Annotated in this window: 10 protein-coding genes and 1 pseudogene; all 11 read left to right on the top strand. The window is 37.7% G+C overall.

Going from position 1 to position 16742, the window contains the following annotated elements; genetic code table 11:
* Positions 1–6 precede the first annotated feature (6 nt).
* The 11 genes and pseudogenes from AO058_RS17575 (at position 7) to AO058_RS17525 (ending at position 16623) form a co-directional block, all read left to right on the top strand.
* Positions 7–1407, top strand: a complete 1401-nt coding sequence (locus AO058_RS17575) for a sulfatase family protein (RefSeq protein WP_075327721.1) — start codon at positions 7–9, stop codon at positions 1405–1407.
* Positions 1408–1648: 241 nt separating this feature from the next.
* A complete protein-coding gene (locus tag AO058_RS17570) occupies positions 1649–2860 on the top strand; it encodes a glycoside hydrolase family 172 protein (RefSeq protein ID WP_075327720.1) in 1212 nt (403 codons plus the stop codon).
* Positions 2861–2870: 10 nt separating this feature from the next.
* Positions 2871–4421 (top strand): sulfatase-like hydrolase/transferase, encoded by a 1551-nt coding sequence (locus AO058_RS17565; protein WP_083634211.1) that lies wholly within the window; start codon positions 2871–2873, stop codon positions 4419–4421.
* Positions 4422–4440: 19 nt separating this feature from the next.
* On the top strand, positions 4441–6495 hold the full coding sequence (locus AO058_RS17560) for a glycoside hydrolase family 172 protein (protein ID WP_075327719.1): 2055 nt from the start codon (positions 4441–4443) through the stop codon (positions 6493–6495).
* A gap of 262 nt (positions 6496–6757) precedes the next feature.
* A complete protein-coding gene (fsa, locus tag AO058_RS17555; RefSeq protein ID WP_075325786.1) occupies positions 6758–7414 on the top strand; it encodes a fructose-6-phosphate aldolase in 657 nt (218 codons plus the stop codon).
* Positions 7415–7417: 3 nt separating this feature from the next.
* Positions 7418–8263 (top strand): annotated as a pseudogene (locus tag AO058_RS17550) (transketolase).
* A gap of 74 nt (positions 8264–8337) precedes the next feature.
* Positions 8338–9318, top strand: a complete 981-nt coding sequence (locus tag AO058_RS17545; protein WP_075327718.1) for a transketolase family protein — start codon at positions 8338–8340, stop codon at positions 9316–9318.
* Positions 9319–9633: 315 nt separating this feature from the next.
* Positions 9634–12828: a SusC/RagA family TonB-linked outer membrane protein gene (locus AO058_RS17540; protein ID WP_198036122.1), complete on the top strand. Its 3195-nt coding sequence runs from the start codon at positions 9634–9636 to the stop codon at positions 12826–12828.
* 12 nt (positions 12829–12840) lie between these two features.
* Positions 12841–14577 carry a RagB/SusD family nutrient uptake outer membrane protein gene (locus AO058_RS17535; protein WP_198036121.1) on the top strand — a complete coding sequence of 579 codons (1737 nt, stop codon included), beginning with the start codon at positions 12841–12843 and terminating at the stop codon, positions 14575–14577.
* A 17-nt stretch (positions 14578–14594) separates the two neighbouring features.
* On the top strand, positions 14595–15005 hold the full coding sequence (locus AO058_RS17530) for a DUF4945 domain-containing protein (protein WP_075327715.1): 411 nt from the start codon (positions 14595–14597) through the stop codon (positions 15003–15005).
* A 457-nt stretch (positions 15006–15462) separates the two neighbouring features.
* Positions 15463–16623 carry a glycoside hydrolase family 172 protein gene (locus AO058_RS17525; protein WP_198036120.1) on the top strand — a complete coding sequence of 387 codons (1161 nt, stop codon included), beginning with the start codon at positions 15463–15465 and terminating at the stop codon, positions 16621–16623.
* Positions 16624–16742 lie beyond the last annotated feature (119 nt).

Below are 16742 nucleotides of genomic sequence, written 5' to 3'. Positions count from 1 at the left end.
GTCAGTATGAAAAAGTATTTCAAATTAACTTTAATAAGCACCTTCATAGCTGTTTTAAGCTTCTTTGATTACTTGTATTCCAAGCAAGGGAATCCACCTAACGTAATAATCATTTTTACTGATGATTTAGGATATGGGGATTTAGGTATTCAAGGGCATCCAAGTATAAAAACACCAAATATCGATCAAATGGCCAGGGAGGGGCAAAGATGGACCAACTTTTATGTAGCGGCAAATGTATGCACACCATCCCGGGCTGCTTTGTTGACAGGAAGATTACCTATTAGAAGTGGTACTGATACTAATGAGGGAGCCCGTGTATTTTTCCCAAATTCAGCTGGAGGCTTACCTCCTGAAGAAATTACCATTGCAGAAATGTTAAAAAAGAAAGGATATAAAACTACCGTAATTGGAAAATGGCACCTTGGACATTTACCAGAGTTTTTACCTACAAATCAGGGCTTTGACTCTTATTTTGGAATACCGTATAGCAATGATATGGATCCTACCACAGATCTTACCCACGCGGAGGCCAATAAAAATCCCAAAATAGAATATTTTAATGTTCCGCTTATGAGAGATGAAAAAATTATTGAAAGGCCAGCTCAACAACATACCATTACAAGACGATATACTGGAGAAGCTCAGAAATTTATAACTAAAAATAGAGACGAACCTTTCTTCCTGTACCTTGCCCACAGCATGCCACACGTTCCCTTATTCGCTTCAGATGATTTTTCAGGAACCAGTAAACGTGGGTTATATGGGGATGTGATTGAAGAATTGGATTGGAGCACTGGAGAAATTTTAAATACCCTGAAAGAGGAGGAAATAGATGACAATACCCTGGTTGTATTCACTTCGGATAATGGACCCTGGACAGTGTTGAATATAAATGCAGGAAGTGCTGGACCATTATATGGAGCAAAAGCTACTTCTTACGAAGGTGGAATGCGCGTGCCTGCTATTTTTTGGTGGCCCGGAAAAATAGCGCCGAATGTAATTATGGATATTGGAAGTACTTTAGATTTATTTCCTACAATTTCAAAAATTTCAGGAACATCTTTATCGCAGGATAGAAAATATGATGGCTATGATTTATCAATGACTTTAATTGATAATAAAAAGAGTTCCAGGGAGGAAATTTTTTATTACCACGGCACAGACATTTTTGCAGCAAGGAAGGGGGATTATAAATTATATTATTATGAAAATAACCCCAAGGGATATCCTGAAAAACTTAGAAAACTTGATGAGTGGAAATTGTTTAATATTCAGATGGATCCATCTGAGAGGTTCAATATTCTTGAAGAATATCCTGAAAAGGTAAAAGAAATCCAAAATTTGGTTGACCAGCATAAGGAAAGTGTAGACCCGGGTAAAAATCAAATGGTTAAAAAAATATAATTTCATTTTGTTTAAGTGAAAATATGTATGGAAGATTGACCTCAATTTTAACTGCTGGCTATCCAGGATCAAACGAATATCTTTAGAAATGAAAAATAGAGGGGGTTTAATTATTTGTTTAAAATTTGCCAAATTCATCGTATGTTTTTTATTGATTTTTAGCTGTAAAAAAATAAAGATGACTACCCTGACCAGCTAAATGCATATAAAGACCATTAAATTAATCGTGTAACTATAATTTATGACTAGTAAAAAAATAATTATTTCTTTGGCTCTCATATTATCTGCAAATAGCTTTGCTCAAATCCCATTCTATGAATTTCCAAAACAAAAAACACAAACTACCTGGACAAGTTTTGAAAACCACGGGGGTGAAAAGAGCCTTGGGGGTCAGGAAAACCAGGGAGCCAAAGGCCATGCCTTTAACCAGTTACCTGCAGGAGAAAGTGTTGATCTGGTAGCTATTGAAGGGAGTGGTGTCATTCAGCGTATATGGCTTACCGTGAGTGACCGAAGCCCGAAAATGCTACGCTCCCTAAAAATTGAAATGTTCTGGGATGGAGAAGAAAAGCCAGCGGTTTCAGTACCGCTGGGTGATTTCTTTGGAGTAGGTTTAGGAAAAAAAGTTCCTTTTGAAAGTGAATTGTTTAGCGATCCGGAAGGGAGGTCATTTAATAGCTTCATTCCTATGGCTTTTAAAGAAGAGGCTATAATTAGAATTACCAATGAAGCAGATAAAGATCTCAAGGCGCTCTTCTATGAAGTAAATTTAGTCCAAAAAGAACATCCCGATGAGTTACTGTATTTTCATACCTATTGGAGCAGGGATGAGGCCACAGAATTAAAAAAAGATTTTAAAATTCTCCCTAAAATCCAGGGAAAGGGTCGCTTTTTAGGAACCAACATAGGATTAATAACCAATGAAAAATATGAAGAAACCTGGTGGGGGGAAGGTGAGGTTAAAATCTATTTAGATAAGGATACGGAATTCCCCAGTTTGGTAGGATCGGGAACTGAAGATTACGTGGGTACTGCCTACGGACAGGGAACCTATGATCACCAAACCCAGGGTTCGCTTATTGCTAATCCTGAAAAAGGAGAATTTGCCTTTTATAGGTATCATATTCCCGACCCGGTTTATTTTTATGAGGAGATTCAGGTGGATATTCAGCAAATCGGTGGTGCTCCCCGGGATAAAGTAAGAAAAATAGTGGGTAAGGGTGCTGATTTGGTACCAATTACCATAGATCATGCTCCAGAGTTTACAAAATTGCTGGAACTTAAAAATCCTCCCGGATTAAACGACGAGGATTTTCCGGATGGCTGGACAAATTTTTATCGTAGTGATGATGTGTCGGCAACGGCCTATTTTTATCTGAATAGACCCAGTAGTAGTTTACCTTTATTACAGCAGGTAGACATAAGGACCAAAAACCTGTCAGAAAATAATTAAATTAAATACTATGAGATCAAGTAAAGGAACCCCATTGTTTTTGCTGCTTTCATTTTTCTTTTTTAGCATAAATAATTTTGCTCAAAATTCTGAAAAGCCAAATGTAATTATTATAAATGCAGATGATTTGGGTTATGGCGATACTGGGGTTTACGGGGCTACTAAAGTGCAAACCCCCAATATAGACAAGTTGGCTGCAGAGGGAAAACGTTTTACAGATGCCCATTCGGCTTCTGCAGTATGTACACCTTCTCGTTATGCTTTAATTACTGGTGAATATGCATTTAGAATAAATAATGCTCTCCCGGTCTTCTCTCGTGACTCATTGATTGTTGATCCTGAAAAACTGACCATTGCCGATGTGATGAAAGAACAGGATTATAAAACGGGAATCATCGGGAAATGGCACCTTGGTTTTGGGGATAAAAAACCAACAAACTGGAATGAAGAATTAAAACCGGGACCTTTGGAACTCGGTTTTGATTATTATTTTGGAGTGCCGGTACTTAATAGTCATCCTCCCTTTGTGTATTTGGAAAACCATAAAGTATTAGGCCTTGAAGAAGATGATCCTATGGAATATGGAAAAGAAGCAAATACGGCACCTTACCCGGAGAAATGGAATCGGGGATTTCATAAACTTGGAGGGGCTGATGCAGCTCACGAATTGTATATAGATAGTTTGGTGGGAACTACCCTTAAAAATAAAGCAGTGGAATACATCCGGAAAAATAAGGAAAATCCGTTTTTCCTTTACCTTGCAACAACCAATATTCACCATCCTTTTACTCCTGCCGAACGGTTTATCGGTTCCAGTGATGCTGGTAGATATGGAGATTTTATCCACGAACTTGACTGGATTGTTGGTGAGGTAATGACTAGCCTTGAAAAAGAAAATCTTGCCCATAATACCCTGGTGATTTTTACCAGCGATAATGGCGGGATGTTAAACCAGGGTGGCCAGGATGCATATAGCTTTGCCCATCGAAATAATGGTGATCTTCTTGGTTTTAAATTTGGTGCCTGGGAAGGCGGGCATCGTGTTCCGTTTATAGCTTGGTGGCCAGGAAAAATCGATGGAGGGGCAGTTTCCGACCAATTAATAAGCAATGTTGATTTAACAGCAAGTCTTGCAGCACTTTTTGAAAGAGATTTACAAGATGGTGAGGCCATAGATAGTTTTAATTTACTTCCTGCGCTTCTTGATAATCCCAAAGATCAAATTAGACGTCATTTAATTGTAAGCCCTGGTGACATGAGTAATATTTCTTTAAGGAAGGGTAAATGGATGTATATTTCCGATCAAAATAGCGGAGGTTTTCCTGGGGAAGTTGTGGGGATGCACAATTTTGGAGGAGCAGCTACCCTACCTTTTACGGGGCAAAAAAATAGTGATATTGAAAATGGTAAGATTAAAAAAGATGCTCCGCCAGCACAGTTATATAATCTGGAAGAAGATCCTTACCAATATACGAATGTCTATAATGAGCACCCTGAGGTAGTGAAAGAGATGAAGTCAGAATTAAATAAATTGCTGGAATCTAAAAAAACGAGACCTTAAATCTTTAACTTAAAAATATATGTTTTCCAAACGCTTAGCAATAGGAATCGTTCTTTTATTATTATTTGTTTCCTGTGGGAAACAAGAAAAAGAACTTACATATCCTGAAATCGTAAACCGTTTAACAGATTTAGAAGCATTGGCCAAACTTCCTGAAAAAGGAGAGCAAAGTGCAATGTGGTCCAGTTATGATCGACAAAGCAAAGTGGATTCAGCAACAGGAGAATTTATTAATTGGCAAGCTAATGATGATGGATTAAACCCGCAGTTTATTCGTAAGGAAGGCGAAAATGAAGTTCTCGCTGAAATGGAAGGCCCGGGTGCAATTGTGCGAATTTGGTCGGCTAGTCCTGCCGACGGAAAAGTGAAAATTTATATGGACGGAGAGGAAGAACCGGTATTAGATTTAAGTTTTATCGATTATTTTAAGCCCAGTGTGGCAGCCTTCGAATTTCCAGAGCTTGTGTACGAAACTAATGCCCGTGGGTTTAACAATTATATTCCGATAACTTATCAGGAATCATGTAAAATCGTGGCTGAACCGGGGTGGGGACAGTACTATCATTTCAATTATATAACTTTTCCTGAAAACACAAATGTTCCAAAATTCAGTCCAGATTTAGATGATAACGGAGTAGATGCCCTTGCTGAGGTGAATGATTTTTTTGCTGAAAAAATGGGCGAACATCCTCAGGAACTTTCCGAAGAAAATTCAGAAATAAAAGAGACCCTTGAAGCCGGCGAAAAGAAACAGGTTTTAAAACTTGAAGATGCCGGGGCAATTACTTCCTTAAAAGCATCTATTGCAGAGAAGGACAGTGCAAAAGTAGCTGAGATTTTACGCAAAACCACTTTACAAATTAAGTGGGATGGGGAAGAAGAGGCTTCCGTTTGGTCGCCTTTAGGGGATTTCTTCGGCACTTCTCCCGGATGGAACGAATATAAGACCTTCACTATGGGAATGACTGAAGACTGGATGTACAGTCATTGGTTTATGCCTTTTTCTGAAGGAGCTGAAATCATTATTCACAATGAGTATGAGGAGCCTATTCAATTAGCAATGGAAATAGATCATAAAACTATGAAAAATGCAGATGGATATGCCCGCTTCCACGCTAAATGGCACCGTGATCTCGAACCGCTGGAAAAAGAACGCTGGCCCGATTGGACGCTGCTGGAAACCGAAGGTAAAGGCCGGTTTGTGGGTACACATTTGAATGTTTGGAGTCCTAAAGGCGGTAGTTGTAGCCTGGGAGGTCCTGGCCATCATTGGTGGGGAGAGGGCGATGAAAAATTCTTTATAGATGATGAGTTATTTCCTTCTACTTTCGGAACGGGAACCGAAGATTATTTTGGCTATGCCTGGTGCGATCCTTCGAAATTTGAACATCCTTTTCATAGTCAGTCGCTGGACCAGGACAATATGGGGTATCAGCCTATGAACCGTTGGCATATAATTGATAATATTCCTTTTCAGGAATCTTTTGACGGTTATGTAGAAAAATATTTCCCTAATGAATGGCCTACGCAATACTCTACGGTTGTTTACTGGTATTTGGAACCCGGTGGTAATGATCCCTTAGGGCCGGTAGGGGTGGAGGATCGATACGGTTACGAAACCGAATTTGATGTGTATAGGGAAGATGGCGTAGTTGAAGGTGAAAATGTGAAAATTGAAGAAAATACCGGTGGTTGGGCTTCAACTGAAGTCTGGGCTCACGAAGATTTATTTGAAGAAGTGAGTGGGCATAAAATTCTTATCTGGAATGCGAATCCCGAGAATGAAAATGAACTTACAACAACTTTCGAATGGCCCAAAGATGGAACTTATGAAGCTGAAGCCAATATTATAAAATCCGGAAATGGCGGGAAATTTGGGTTTCAGCTAAATGAAATAGATTTGCAAAGTCTAAACTTCCATACAGATTCCGAAAAGCTGCATACCGAAAAAGTAACTTTAGGTACCGTTACTCTTGCCCCTGGAATGCAAACCCTAAAAATAAGTTGGGAAGGAGAAAAAGAAGGTGGTAAAAATCTAAGTTTGGATTATTTGAAGTTGAAGAAAATAGAATGAATATATTAAGTTTTTAAGCATGAGAGAAAATCCATAAGTACCTGTAAAAGGGAGAATATTGACTTTGTTTTTTTGTTAATGAAACCTTGAATCTATAAATTGATAATTCGAACGGGTTGCAAATTTAGGCTTAGAGGAGAAAGGTTGATGTTTAGGTTCAGAGAACTATCCATAGCTATTCAAACAAAAATTAATTGTGTAAAAAAGCATAAGGTAATGAATGTTAAAATATTCTTTTTAAGAAATTAAAACTAAACTTGACATGAAATTTTTTATTGATACAGCAAATTTAGATCAGATTAAAGAAGCACAGGATCTGGGCGTTTTAGATGGAGTAACAACTAATCCGTCTTTAATGGCAAAAGAAGGTATTACCGGTAAAGATAATATTCTTCAGCATTACCTGGATATTTGCGAAATTGTAGATGGTGATGTTTCTGCCGAAGTGGTAGCAACAGATTTTGACGGAATAGTACGCGAAGGGGAAGAACTTGCGAAATTGCACAAACAGATTATTGTAAAAGTTCCTATGATTAAGGAAGGGGTAAAAGCCATAAAATACTTTTCAGATAAAGGAATAAAAACCAATTGTACGTTAGTATTTTCAGCCGGGCAGGCTTTACTTGCAGCAAAAGCTGGAGCAACTTATGTTTCACCTTTCCTGGGAAGATTGGACGATATTTCTACCGATGGATTAGACCTGATAGCAGATATCCGACTTATCTATGATAATTACGGATTTGAAACTGAAATTCTTGCAGCGTCTATTCGCCACACTATGCACGTAATTAACTGTGCTAAACTTGGTGCCGATGTTATGACAGGACCACTATCTTCTATAGATGGCTTATTGAAACACCCACTTACTGATAGCGGACTTGCGAAATTTTTAGAAGACGCTAAATCATTTAATGTATAGATTATGGAAATTAAAAAATTAGAAGATTTTGCGACCCAGGTTCGCCGGGATATTTTAAGACAGGTTCACAAAGTGAATTCGGGACATCCGGGAGGTTCGCTTGGTTGCACAGAATTTTTCACCGCTTTGTACCAGGGCGGAATTATGGAACACAACCCAGAATTTAATATGGATGGAAAAGACGAAGATTTATTCTTCCTTTCTAACGGCCATATTTCACCGGTTTTCTACAGCGTTTTAGCTCGTAGTGGTTATTTTCCTGTAGATGAATTAAATACTTTCCGACTTATAGATTCCAGGTTACAGGGTCACCCTACAACGCACGAAGGCCTGCCGGGTATTCGTGTTGCCTCAGGATCACTGGGCCAGGGAATGTCGGTTGCTCTTGGAGCTGCTCAGGCTAAAAAACTGAATAAGGATAGCCATTTAGTATTTTCGCTTCACGGAGATGGTGAATTACAGGAAGGGCAAAACTGGGAAGCCATTATGTATGCTGCCGGAAATAAAGTTGATAATATTATTTCAACGGTAGACGTAAATGGCCAGCAAATAGACGGAAGTACAGAAACCGTTTTACCAATGGGTAACCTGAAAGCTAAATTTGAAGCTTTTGGTTGGGATGTAATGGAGATTGAAGATGGTAACGATATGCAACAGGTAATTGATGGATTAACTGAAGCCAAATCCCGTACCGGAAAAGGAAAACCGGTTTGAGTACTAATGACAACGGAAATGGGTAATGGTGTAGATTTTATGATGCACACCCACGCCTGGCACGGAAAAGCGCCTGATGACGAACAGTTAGAGAAAGCGCTTTCTCAAAACCCGGAAACTTTAGGAGATTATTAAAATAGATTTCTAAAAAAGTAGAAATTAAAACAATATAGATTTCCGTCTCCACGGAAATGACAAAGAAATTTAGAATGAAAACATATACAGATACAGGAAAAAAAGATACCCGTTCAGGTTTTGGCGCGGGTCTTACAGAGCTTGGCCGAACGAACCCTAACGTAGTGGCCCTTTGTGCCGACCTTGTAGGATCGCTTAAGATGCAAGATTTTATTGATGAAAATCCGGAGCGTTTCTTCCAGGTAGGAATTGCAGAGGCCAATATGATGGGAATGGCCGCCGGACTTACCATTGGCGGAAAAATTCCATTTGCAGGAACTTTCGCCAATTTTGCTACAGGAAGGGTTTACGACCAAATTCGTCAATCTATCGCCTATTCAGGAAAAAACGTAAAGATTTGTGCTTCTCACTCGGGAGTGACTTTAGGGGAAGACGGAGCAACCCACCAAATTCTTGAAGACATTGGTCTTATGAAAATGTTACCGGGAATGACGGTAATTAATACCTGCGATTTTAACCAAACCAAAGCTGCAACTTTAGCTATTGCCGAACACGACGGCCCGGTTTATCTTCGTTTTGGAAGACCTAAAGTGGCTAATTTCACTGCGGAAGACCAGAAATTCGAGATTGGGAAAGCGGTTCAACTTTATGAAGGGGAAGATGTAACTATCATCGCTACCGGTCATTTGGTGTGGGAAGCTATTCAGGCAGCTCAAAAACTTTCAGAAAAAGGAATCAGTGCTGATGTGATCAATATCCACACCATAAAGCCATTAGACGCAAAAGCCATTATCAAATCGGTTAAGAAAACCGGATGTGTGGTAACGGCAGAAGAACACAACTTCCTTGGCGGACTTGGAGAAAGCGTTGCCCGTACTTTAGCCGAAAATAATCCTGCCCCACAAGAATTTGTGGCTACCCAGGATACTTTTGGAGAAAGCGGCACCCCGGAACAATTATTTGAAAAATACGGTTTAAATTCAGAGGTTATTTTAAAAGCAGCTGAAAAGATAATTAAAAGGAAGTATAGAGAAAAGGGTGAAAATCAAAGTTAGATATTAAAACATGAAAGAATCGATAATTTTCATTCATTTAGTAGTTAATCCTTTCTTTGAATAATTATATGTTGAAGAATAAATAAGAGAGAACGTTGTAATATAAATAAGGTTTAACTAGATTTCCTTTAAGTTAACCAAAAAAATGATTAAAATGATAAATTTTAATCGATTAACTTGGCCATTCTGAAATATTATCCTAAATTAGTCTCAAACAAAAGTTAAAATATTTTTTTGAGTGATTGTTTAATCGATTAAATGACTTAATAAATCTTCAATTTTATGCTAACCACCTAATTTAAAACTTGAATGGAAATGAATAAATCAACACAGCTTTGTTTTAATTGGAAACAAAGGAATAGAAAAAGGATAAGTTTGTTAATTTGTCTAGTCGCAGTGTATACTACTTTACCGGCTTTCGCTTCTCCTATTTCAAAGTCTGTTAATGAAAAGAATATTATCGAAAACCAACAAACAATATATGGTATTGTTATAGATGAGAATGAAATGCCTATTCCCGGAATTACAGTAAAAATAAAAGGTACTAATACAGGGGTAGTTACTGATTTTGACGGGGAATTTTCTATAGAAGCATCTGAAAATGATGTTCTGGTGATTTCTTTTATGGGATATAGGACGCAAGAAGTAGAGGTAGGAGAGAACACTAACTTACGAATTATCATGGAAGAGGATGTTGCTGCTTTAGATGAAGTCTTAGTGACAGGGTATATGCGACAGAGAAAAGCCGACCTTACAGGTGCTGTGGCTACTGTTTCAACAGATGAAATTGAAAAAAATGTTTATTCGAATGTTATGCAAGGACTTCAAGGAAGGTTGCCTGGTGTGACTGTAACCGGGGATGGTAGTCCTGCAGGTGGTACAAATATTCAAATACGTGGTTTAACATCATTAAGGTCAGCTCCTCCTCTGATTGTCATAGATGGTCTGCCTACAAATGTGAATCTAAATGATATCAATCCTAATGATATTGCGTCAATACAAGTTTTAAAGGATGCCGCTTCTGCAAGCATTTATGGGTCAAGGGCTGCTAGCGGTGTGATTTTAATAGAAACCAAAAAAGGAAAAGCCGGAGAAGTAAAAATCGAATATAGAGGTTCTATGGGTATTTCGAGTTTTATGAATCGAGTTGAAATGTTAAATACACAGCAGTATGGAGAGGCTTTTTGGCAAGCTGCTGTGAATGATGGCAGTGATCCCAATGCAATGACTCAAATTTATAATTATGATTGGCATGTAAATGAAAATGGTAATCCCGTTTTGGATAATGCATCCCCTATTGAATGGCTTAATGATGAGCAAACTATGCCTTCCGCTGATACAGATTGGTTCGAGGAAGGAACTCGATTAGGTTTACAGAATAATCATAATCTTACCATGACCGGGGGGTCAGAGAAATCGAAAAGTATGTTATCTCTTAATTATTATGAAAATCAGGGGACCCAAATTCATTCCTGGTTTCGGAGATATACTCTTCGGTTTAATTCGGAATACCAAGTTTTTAATGATCGTTTAACTATAGGTGAGAATGTTTCATTATCTCATATGAATGTTAATAATCAAAGTCGTACAAATGAACTTGTTCGGATGCCATCAATTATTCCGGTTCATACTACCGACGGTGGGTGGGGTGGGACCGCAATGCCTCTAGGTATGGATGATTACTGGAATCCAATTAGACAATTAACAATGGATAAAGATAATGATAACAAACATTATACTATTGTAGGAAACATCTTTGCCGATTTGAAATTATTAAATAATCTTAATTTCAGAACTTCATTGGGTGTAGAGTATAGTACTGGTAATTTTCGACACATAGATTTTACTTGGGAAGAAGGTGGTGGTAGACAGGATATCAATAATGGGGTTAACACTGGTTGGAACCAGAACATAACCACAACCTTTACTAATACTTTAAATTACCAGTTAGAGAAGGGTAAACATCATCTGAATGCAGTTGCAGGCATGGAGGCGGTAAAATATAATTTTAGCGATTTAAGAGGATTCAGACGTGATATTGAAGTTGAAAACTATGACTATGGTTATTTAGACGCCGCCACAGGGACACAAGAAGTTTATGGCGGTGGAGATGAATGGACTTTACTCTCTTATTTTTCAAAATTTAATTATGTTTTTGATGAAAAGTATTTATTGTCGGCCACTATAAGGTATGATGGATCATCTAAATTCGGAGAAAAGCATCAATATGGATTTTTTCCAGCAGCTTCTGCAGGATGGAGGATAAGTGAAGAAAATTTCCTTAAGGACAGCGACCTTATTCAAAATTTGAAATTAAGGGCAAGTTGGGGGATGAATGGAAATTCTAATATTCCTACTAATGCACTAGTAAATAATTATGATGCTGCATACCATTCGGGACTGCATGGGACAAGTTATGGACTAGCAGGGAACGAAACAGGTCGCTTGTATTCTGGGTATCGCCGAATACGTACGGGAAACCCTAATCTTAAATGGGAGGCGACTAGTCAGACAAATATAGGGGTTGATTTCGGATTTTTGGATGGTGCTTTGGCTGGTTCTTTTGATTATTTTCATAAATATACTGATGGTATGCTATATGAGCCCCCATACATTGCAGCAATTGGAGAGGGTGGACAACAATGGATAAATGCGGCAAATATGACCAATAAAGGTGCTGAACTTATCGTCTCCTATTTTGGAAATGGAGGAGATGATTTTTCTTATTCAATAACCGGAAATATTAGTACCTATAGAAATAAAATCGATGATTTGCCAGAGTCTGTAAAATATACCTTCGGAGGAAATGGTTTAGATGACGATATTCTTGGTAGACCCAGGAATTCACATTATGGTTTTATAGCAGATGGGCTATTTACCACTCAGGATCAAGTGGATAATTCTCCCTTTCAACCTGGAAAAGGTTTAGGAAGAATTAGATATCGGGATTTGAATAATGATGGGCGTATTACATGGGAACATGATCGTACCTGGTTAGGGGTAAGTGATCCCGATTTTGAGTATGGAATCAATTTCGAAGCAAAATATAAAAATTTCGATTTTTCAATGTTTTGGCAGGGAATAGCAGGGAATACAGTGTGGAATGATTGGAAAACTTACAGCGATTTTTGGAATGTACATGTTCAGAAAGGTCTGAACCATCCAACTCGAATTTTAAATGCCTGGTCCCCGGCCAATCCGGACTCTGATATTCCTGCATTATCATTAATTAATCCTAACGATGAACTAAGAAGTTCTACCTATTTTTTGGAATCTGGCTCATATCTAAAAATGCGGCAAATAGAAGTAGGATATTCTCTTCCAGAAAATGTTTTGTCAACTATTGGGTTCCAAAATGCCCGGTTCTATGTTAATGCTCAAAATATTATAAACATCAGCAAATGGTGGGGAGATGACGCTTATACAGGAATTGATCCGGAGAGTCCTTCTTCTGGGGCTTATGTTCGACCCCAAATTTTTATAGCAGGTATTAATGTATCATTTAATTAAATTTTGAAAACAATGAATAATTTAAAAATTAATATATTTTTGGTTTTTCTGGTGATTTCTTTGACCAGTTGTGAAAAGGATTTTTTAGAGGTAAATCCTAAGGCTGTTCTTACAGAGGATCAACTTCAGAAACCGGAACAGCTCGATGGGTTTGTAACTGCAGCTTATGCTTTTATGCCTCGATCTCATGCTTTTGAAACTTATAATCCTTTTATTGCCAGTTTGAGATCAGATGATGCTTATAAAGGTGGAGGGGGGTTAAATGACCAAACACCCTGGTATCAAATGGAAGTTTTTACTCTTGTCAATGCTAGTGTGGGGAATAATGATAATGCTTGGTATCGAGCATATCAGGGGATTTCCCGAACTAATACTGCAATTAGGGCGATTCAAAATGTTGATGAAGAACAATACCCCCAAAAACAAGAGCGGCTGGCTGAAATGCGGTTTATAAGGGGTTGGATCCATTTCAAGATGAAACGACGTTGGAAATGGATACCTTATATTGATGAATCTGCTACCGCAGAAGAAATTCCTCAAATTTCTAATCGCTCAGAGAATATGCCAAACGATTTACCGCTTTGGGAAAAAATTGCTGAGGACTTTCAATTTGCTGCAGAAAATCTACCTCCTACACAGGAGGAGGTAGGGAGAGCTAATCAATTTGCAGCAAAAGCATATTTAGCCAAAACCTTGCTATGGATGGCTTATCCTCAAGATGAAAACCATCAGGTGACAGGGGTTGATACTGAAAAACTTTCTGAGGCATTAATTCATATTAATGATATAATTGAAAGTGGAATTTATAACCTATCCTCCGATTTTGCTCATAATTTCATGTTAGAGTATGACAACGCTTCCCCTGAATCAATTTGGGAATTGCAGTTTACTATTGACGATGGTACTCCTCGGGGGAACCTCAATGAAGGGAATGGCCTCACTGCTCCTTGGTGGAATCCATATTTTAGTTGTTGTGATTTTCATAAAGCTTCTTATAATATAGTGAATGCTTTTCAGGTGGATGAAAATGGAATCCCTAGGTTTGAAGACTTTAACGAATCAGAATTAGAGGGGAATTATGAAGAGTATTTCGATAATAATTCTTTTGATCCCAGACTAGGGCATACAGTAGCTATTCCTGGGTTTCCCTGGAAATATCAGGAAATACCCTTTGATAGTACTGCATCGAGAGATCCTGGAATTTATGGCTATATGAATTCTATGAAAGAAAATGTTCGCACAGATAGCCCAGGATTATGGGATGAGTTCTGGATGTTTAATTCCAAAAATCAAATTGAAATACGCTATGCTGAAGTTCTTCTGTGGAAATCTGAAATACTTATTCAGCTCGGGCAACATCAAGATGCCCTGCCCATTATAAATGAACTTAGGGAAAGAGCTTCAAATAGTGTAGAAAAATTGAAATTGCCTGATGGAAGTTTTCCGGCCCATTATCGCGTAGAGCCCTATGTGGATGGTGTTAATATTAATTGGAATGCTGAAACGGCCTGGGATGCATTGGTTTGGGAAAATAGACTGGAATTGGCCATGGAAGGTCGTCGATTTTTCGACTTGGTACGTTGGGGAATTGCAGAGGAAGTCATGAATGAATATTTTGAAGAAGAAAGTCAACGACGTCCATGGCTTGAAGTAGGTCGATTCACCTCTGGAAGAGATGAATATTTGCCTATTCCTCAAGAACAAATGAATTGGTCACAGGGTGTATACGTACAAAACCCTGGTTATTAATTTAAACATTAAATATTATGAAAAAAATAGTTTTCTATATTACCGTTTGCTCTCTTATATTTTTTTGTGGTTGCTACGATGATTCTCCAATAGAATCTAAACCTGGAGAGTCCATTAATCCCGTAACTAATCTGCAAGCAAATATTAGAGATGGTGAGGAAGAAATTATTGTTCTTAATTGGGACCTTCCTTCAGATTATCCTGAAGATGTCATTGAACCCGTTTCGGTTCATATCCAGGTAAAAATAGATGGAAGAAGAGAGGGAGGCGACATCGTTATAGATAGTGCGCCAGAAACTTATACCTACACACCGTATGATGAATCTAGAAATTACAGCTTCACTGTTAAAGTATTAGCAAGTGTAGAGACCTCTGAACCATACGAATCTGACTTGCGTTATTCTCTCGGAGAGACAGTGAACCTTTAGAATATGTACGAAATTCATCTGGATGAATTTTTTCAAAATACAAAGAAAAGGTCTACAAAGAATGGAGGAGTTAAATCAGTAGAATTTCTAAAAATGAAGTGATAATGATTAAAAATGTGTCGAAATTTCCTTAACGATTTTATAAAAAGGATGGAAATCAATAAGTGTAATGAAATGAAGTGAATTATGCCAATAGTGCTTAGAATGTTTGACAGCTTGTTAGGGTTACTCTCTAGGATCAAACTAAAGCGATTTTATTAAACCGATAATTAAGTCTATTGAATCTAATATTTTATGGATGAATCTGGGCTCATTGATTTAAACAAGGTCCTTTTCATTTAGATAATTCTACATTTATTAAAATGGCAATTTTTTAAAAAAAGGATACTTGTAAATGAAAGAAGCACTATAATATCTAAATACTTAAAGGTCAACGATAATCATTAAGGACTTTATTATGAAAAAAAAAAGATTAAATAAAAGCAATTCAGGAAATCCAATGGGCAGACGAGAAGCTATCTTAGCCACTGGCTCCTTAGCAGCTTTAGCAATACCTAATTACAACTCAAATAACTTTGCTGGAATTATGAACAAAAATGAGTTCAACACTAATTCAGAGTTATATACATTAAAAGACCAAATATCCGGCCAGTTTAATACTTTTGATCTTGATACTAAGGTGAAAGCGCCCACAATTGAACCAGGAGAAAGGCTTACTTTAGTCAATTATGATAAACCCGGTATATTAACTAGGTTATGGATAACCTTTCCAGGTTGGTTTTTTCCTAGCTGGGATCCACAGAGTAAGGTTGATCCAACTATACTTAAGAAATTGATTCTGAGAATATACTGGGATGGTGAGAATTTTCCGTCAGTGGAGGCTCCAATGGGAGACTTTTTTGGAATTGGCCATTGTGAGTATAAACACTACTTGTCTAAATACCTTGGAATGTCAAGCGGTGGCTTTTATAGTTATTTTTCAATGCCTTTTGAGAAAATACGGATAGAGGTTGAGAATTGTCATGAAGATTTAAAGACTGATGTGTTTCTGGCTGCAAATTATACCGCATTAAAAAAATTGCCAAAGGATGCCGGTAGATTTCATTGCCAGTATAATTCAGGGACTAACCCTGGCCAAGAGCCTATGACAATTCTTAAAACTTCAGGCTATGGCCATTTTGTTGGTTGCTGTATCTCAATGCAGGCAAAACAGATGAATTATTTAGGCTTTCTGGAATCACCAGAATATTTCTACATTGATACTCTTGATAGAAGTTCTCCGACTTTTACAGGAACAGGTTTAGAAGATTACTTTAATGGAGGGTGGTATTTTAGGGATGGAGAATTTAATGGTCCATTACATGGAGTTCCTCTGAAGGACCCTTTAAGATCAATGATTTCGATGTACCGTTTTCATGAGAGTGATGCGGTATATTTTAAGAAGAATCTTGAAATGACTTTTATTAATCCTCGTGATTATGCAAGTGAGTTTAAATTTTCCTCAACAGCTTATTGGTATCAAAGAGAGCCTACCAAACTAAGTTTTAATCTACCCATAAAGGACAAGATGGTAGATTGGTATAGAATACGTGATATGGACCATCAGTCTATACCTTAAAACGATATAATAGTAGTTTATACCAATAACCTTAACTATTTTTCAATTTGTGGTAACCTACTTAATTAATACTCTGAATTCTATAGAGGTGATATTCGTTTTTACCAAATAATAAAGAT

Source organism: Salegentibacter sp. T436 (assembly GCF_001932675.1).
In the GTDB taxonomy this organism is placed as follows: Bacteria; Bacteroidota; Bacteroidia; order Flavobacteriales; family Flavobacteriaceae; genus Salegentibacter; species Salegentibacter agarivorans.
Note: the sequence above shows the minus strand (reverse complement) of the source record. Positions and strands in the feature narration are given on the sequence as shown.

What these genes read in the sequence shown, in the direction of transcription:
- AO058_RS17540 (WP_198036122.1), top strand. Translation starts at nt 9,634, where the DNA reads ATGAATAAATCAACACAGCTTTGTTTTAATTGGAAACAAAGGAATAGA.
- AO058_RS17525 (WP_198036120.1), top strand. Translation starts at nt 15,463, where the DNA reads ATGAAAAAAAAAAGATTAAATAAAAGCAATTCAGGAAATCCAATGGGC.
- AO058_RS17535 (WP_198036121.1), top strand. Translation starts at nt 12,841, where the DNA reads ATGAATAATTTAAAAATTAATATATTTTTGGTTTTTCTGGTGATTTCT.
- AO058_RS17565 (WP_083634211.1), top strand. Translation starts at nt 2,871, where the DNA reads ATGAGATCAAGTAAAGGAACCCCATTGTTTTTGCTGCTTTCATTTTTC.
- AO058_RS17530 (WP_075327715.1), top strand. Translation starts at nt 14,595, where the DNA reads ATGAAAAAAATAGTTTTCTATATTACCGTTTGCTCTCTTATATTTTTT.
- fsa (WP_075325786.1), top strand. Translation starts at nt 6,758, where the DNA reads ATGAAATTTTTTATTGATACAGCAAATTTAGATCAGATTAAAGAAGCA.
- AO058_RS17575 (WP_075327721.1), top strand. Translation starts at nt 7, where the DNA reads ATGAAAAAGTATTTCAAATTAACTTTAATAAGCACCTTCATAGCTGTT.
- AO058_RS17560 (WP_075327719.1), top strand. Translation starts at nt 4,441, where the DNA reads ATGTTTTCCAAACGCTTAGCAATAGGAATCGTTCTTTTATTATTATTT.
- AO058_RS17545 (WP_075327718.1), top strand. Translation starts at nt 8,338, where the DNA reads ATGAAAACATATACAGATACAGGAAAAAAAGATACCCGTTCAGGTTTT.
- AO058_RS17570 (WP_075327720.1), top strand. Translation starts at nt 1,649, where the DNA reads ATGACTAGTAAAAAAATAATTATTTCTTTGGCTCTCATATTATCTGCA.